We start from the raw sequence: 3,879 nt of genomic DNA, 5'->3' as shown, positions 1-3,879 counted from the left end.
TAAGCAATATCTTGGTTGGTTACGCCAAGCGTATCATCACCGCCTTGCAGCACCATACCTAATGAATCACCGACTAAAATAACGTTAACGCCATTATCATGAAATAACTTTGCAAAGCTTGCATCGTAAGCAGTTAATGCTGTGATTTTGTTATTTTCTGCTTTCATTTTATTTAAAGTAGAAACGGTTATTTTAGACATAATATTCCTCGCAGGCACAAGCCTTGGTTAATTACAGAGGTAATTGTTGTAAGTCGTTTAGCGGTAAATTAGTTGCAATGGTTTTTAGTGCAATGCCGCTGGGTAAAATAAGTTCTGGCGCAAGTTCAAGCAGTGGATACACCACAAACTCGCGTTCGTTCAAGCCATAATGGGGCACAGTTAAGCGTGCAGTATTAATAATTTTATTACCAAATAAAAGGGTATCTATGTCTAGCGTTCGAGGACCCCAACGTTCGGCTTTTCTAACACGGCCGTGCTCTAGTTCAATTTTTTGTGTTAAATCAAGTAGCTGTTCTGGTTCAAGATGGGTATTAATACATGCAACTGCGTTAATGTAGTCGGGTTGGTCTTGCGGTCCCATGGGTTTACTTGCGTAATAGTGAGACACGCTTACAAACTCGCTATGCGGCAGTTTTTTAAGTGCCGCAATCGCGTTATCAAGCTGTTGTTTAGGCGAACTTAAGTTAGCACCTAACCCTAAATAAACACAGTTCATGTTATTACTCAGCTGGCTTTCTTGGTGCGCGGCGGCGAGAGCGTTTACGCGGCTTTGGACCACCTTGATGACCTAAGTTTTTAACCATGTCTTTTTGACCGTTAATATCTTGGCTAAGGTATTGAGTCCACCACTGTGCAAGTTCTTTATGCTCAGTTTCACCCGCATCAACGCGCAATAATAAAAAGTCGTAAGCGGCTTTAAAGCGCGGTTGTTGTGTTAACCTGTACGCACGTTGGCCTGCACGTTTATCTAAACGGTGCTGGATATGCCAAATATCGCGCGCACCCAACGTAAAGCGTTTTGGAACTGCAATATGTTGTGCGCTTTCGCTAAGTACTTTATTCATTGCTTGTGCAAAGGCATCGTACTCACTAAGTTGTTCTTCGGCTTGAAGCTTTTTGGTTATTGCTAAAAGTGGGAACCATAATAGCGCGGCAAAAATAAATGCAGGCGTTACTTTTTTATCTGCATTTATGCGTTTATCGGTATTTTGAAACATTTGCTGAACAAAGGCTTGTTCTAAACCATTTGGGTTGGCTTCTAAAATTTTATCTAGCGCAGGAAATAATGCACGGAAAAGCCCGTACTGGCGAAGCATTAAAAAGTTAGCTTCAGCTTTACCGTTTAAAAACAGTTTAAGTACTTCTTCAAACAAACGCGCCGGTGGAATGTTATCAAGTAAGCTGGCAAGCTCGCTGATCGGCTTTTCGCTATTTGGCGCAATGCTCATATCAAGCTTTGTTGCAAATCGTACTGCGCGTAACATACGCACTGGATCTTCACGGTAGCGTGTTTCAGGATCGCCAATAAGCTCTATTTGTTTTGCTTTAATAGCGGCTAAACCATTGGCGTAATCATGAATGCTAAAATCGTTAATTGAGTAATACAGCGCGTTAATTGAAAAATCACGGCGCTCAGCATCTTCTTCAATGCTACCAAATACGTTGTCGCGTAATAATTGCCCTTCAGTACTTGATTGGCTTATTTGGTTTTTAGACTCAGGCGCTTCGTGATGACCGCGCATGGTTGCCACTTCAATAATTTCACGGCCAAATACAATGTGCGCTAAACGAAAACGGCGACCAATTAATCTACAGTTTCTAAAAAGCTTTTTAACTTGGTCGGGCGTTGCGTTAGTGACTACATCAAAGTCTTTAGGTTGTTGACCTAACAATATATCGCGAATACAACCACCAACGAGGTAGGCATCAAAGCCACCGTCTTTTAATCGGTATAAAACTTTGATTGCATTTGGGCTAAATTGTTTACGAGAAATACCATGCTCACCGCGCGTGATTACTAATGGTTCGCTGCTTACAGAGGCATTTTCAGCACTCGTATTTGGGCCGATTATCTGTCGGCAAAATTGAAAAAGCTTGGAAATAATAATCCGTCTCCTAGAAGGTGTTGATTGGCCTTTCATCGCAATCAAAAATAACCGCAAATAGTGGTGTTAAACCCCAATACTCACCGTCTTACTCAAATAGCACATATTTAGGCGGCTATCATATACCAGCAGGGTTTAAAAATTAAGTTGATGTGTTGAAATTAAGCTGTTTTTAACGATTTTATTTACACAGTTTAGTAAATTGCTTGGCTTAACTTGTTTGCTACTGAGAAATTTGTATTTCAGCGACTTGCGGCACTTGCTTTAACTCAAAGGTATTTACGCCCCATTCAATGAGTTGCTCAGTAGTTAAATCCATTAAATTGGCATGAGTTGGCAAGCCTAAAAATTCAAAGGCACTTATCAATGCGGGTTTTGGCTCGGCTTTACTAATTGCAGGAGCGTAGTTTTGTTTAGATAGCTTAAAACCGGGCTTGGCAACGGCTAAAGGTAAGTGAGCAAACTCAGGAATAGGGTGATTAAGTTGTTTAAATAAACTGATTTGCCGTGCTGTTGGCTCAATTAAATCGGCGCCTCTAACAATCCTATTTATGCCTTGATCAATATCGTCCACAACAACCACTAATTGGTAGGCGAATAAGCCATCACTGCGCTTTATTATATAATCTTCGTGTGCCAGCTCGCTACTAACACAAATATCACCTTGAATCAGATCGTTAAAGTGTGTGGTTGCATGGCATTGTGTTAATCGTAGTGCGCCTGTATCGGTTGGGTGTCCAAGGTTTTTACACTGGCCTTGGTAAATTCCACCCAATGCTTTTATTTGTTTTCGGCTACAGTGGCAAGCATAAACACATTGTTGATTTTCAAGGGAGCTGACTACGTCTTGGTATAAATCGAGCCGCTTAGTTTGATAAACAACTGATTCATCCCAGTGGAGGCAATAGGCTTGTAAGGTATTTAGAATATCGGTGTCGGCATTTTTCACCACTCGAGTGGTGTCTATATCCTCGATACGGACGAGCCAAGACCCTTTATTTGCTTTTGCATCAAGGTAACTGCCCACAGCCGCAACAAGTGAGCCAAAATGAAGTGGCCCAGAAGGAGACGGTGCAAAACGACCGCGATAGTTGCGCATAGGCGCAGTAACGGCTGCAGGTGGCATGCTAATTAATAGGGTTAATTAGCCGCGTCCAGCTTGTTTTTCTTTAATTTCTGCAAGTGTTTTACAGTCTACGCATAAATCAGCAGTTGGTCGCGCTTCTAGGCGGCGAATGCCAATTTCGATGCCACAAGACTCACAAAAGCCAAAATCATCTTCTTTAATTAAAATAATTGTTTTTTCAATTTTTTTAATTAATTTACGTTCGCGGTCACGAGTTCGAAGTTCTAAAGAAAACTCTTCTTCTTGTGCAGCGCGGTCAACTGGGTCAGGAAAGTTAGCAGCTTCGTCTTGCATATGCGATTTTGTACGATCAACTTCGTTACGTAAATCGTTACGCCAAGTTTCTAAAATCGTTTTGAAATGAGCACGTTGTGCTTCATTCATATACTCTTCGCCTGGTTTTTCTTGGTATGGTTCTAAACCGGCTTGAGCCAATAAACCATGTTTCTTTTGGTCTGGCATAACTCTCTCCTAAATCCTTAATTTAATGCCTCAGCATTAGCCGGCGGTATAAATAACAGAAACTTATACCCTAGGCAAATTTATTTTTAATTATTCGAATTAGCTTCAACCATGCTTTGCGAGTAAAAAGTGCGTTAAATGAGGGTGCTTATTTAACTAACTTACTGGTTTGTAAAACTTGCCT

General features: G+C 41.1%; 5 protein-coding genes. All 5 read right to left on the bottom strand.

Annotated elements, in window-relative coordinates; genetic code table 11:
• Window positions 1–200: 3-methyl-2-oxobutanoate hydroxymethyltransferase (locus tag BCG07_RS01090; RefSeq protein WP_286888146.1), on the bottom strand; the 200-nt coding region annotated here is incomplete at its 3' end.
• 31 nt (window positions 201–231) lie between these two features.
• Window positions 232–717, bottom strand: a complete 486-nt coding sequence (folK, locus tag BCG07_RS01085) for a 2-amino-4-hydroxy-6-hydroxymethyldihydropteridine diphosphokinase (protein WP_008130948.1) — start codon at window positions 715–717, stop codon at window positions 232–234.
• A 4-nt stretch (window positions 718–721) separates the two neighbouring features.
• On the bottom strand, window positions 722–2,143 hold the full coding sequence (gene pcnB, locus BCG07_RS01080) for a polynucleotide adenylyltransferase PcnB (RefSeq protein ID WP_008130950.1): 1,422 nt from the start codon (window positions 2,141–2,143) through the stop codon (window positions 722–724).
• Window positions 2,144–2,330: 187 nt separating this feature from the next.
• Window positions 2,331–3,233, bottom strand: coding sequence for a tRNA glutamyl-Q(34) synthetase GluQRS (gluQRS, locus tag BCG07_RS01075; RefSeq protein ID WP_008130954.1), 903 nt, complete (start codon window positions 3,231–3,233; stop codon window positions 2,331–2,333).
• 18 nt (window positions 3,234–3,251) lie between these two features.
• Window positions 3,252–3,695 (bottom strand): RNA polymerase-binding protein DksA, encoded by a 444-nt coding sequence (gene dksA / locus BCG07_RS01070; RefSeq protein WP_006791878.1) that lies wholly within the window; start codon window positions 3,693–3,695, stop codon window positions 3,252–3,254.
• Window positions 3,696–3,879: the final 184 nt, after the last annotated feature.

The organism is Pseudoalteromonas sp. ESRF-bin5 (assembly GCF_002632075.1).
GTDB lineage: Bacteria > Pseudomonadota > Gammaproteobacteria > Enterobacterales > Alteromonadaceae > Pseudoalteromonas > Pseudoalteromonas marina.
This window is presented reverse-complemented; position numbering and strand designations above follow the sequence as displayed.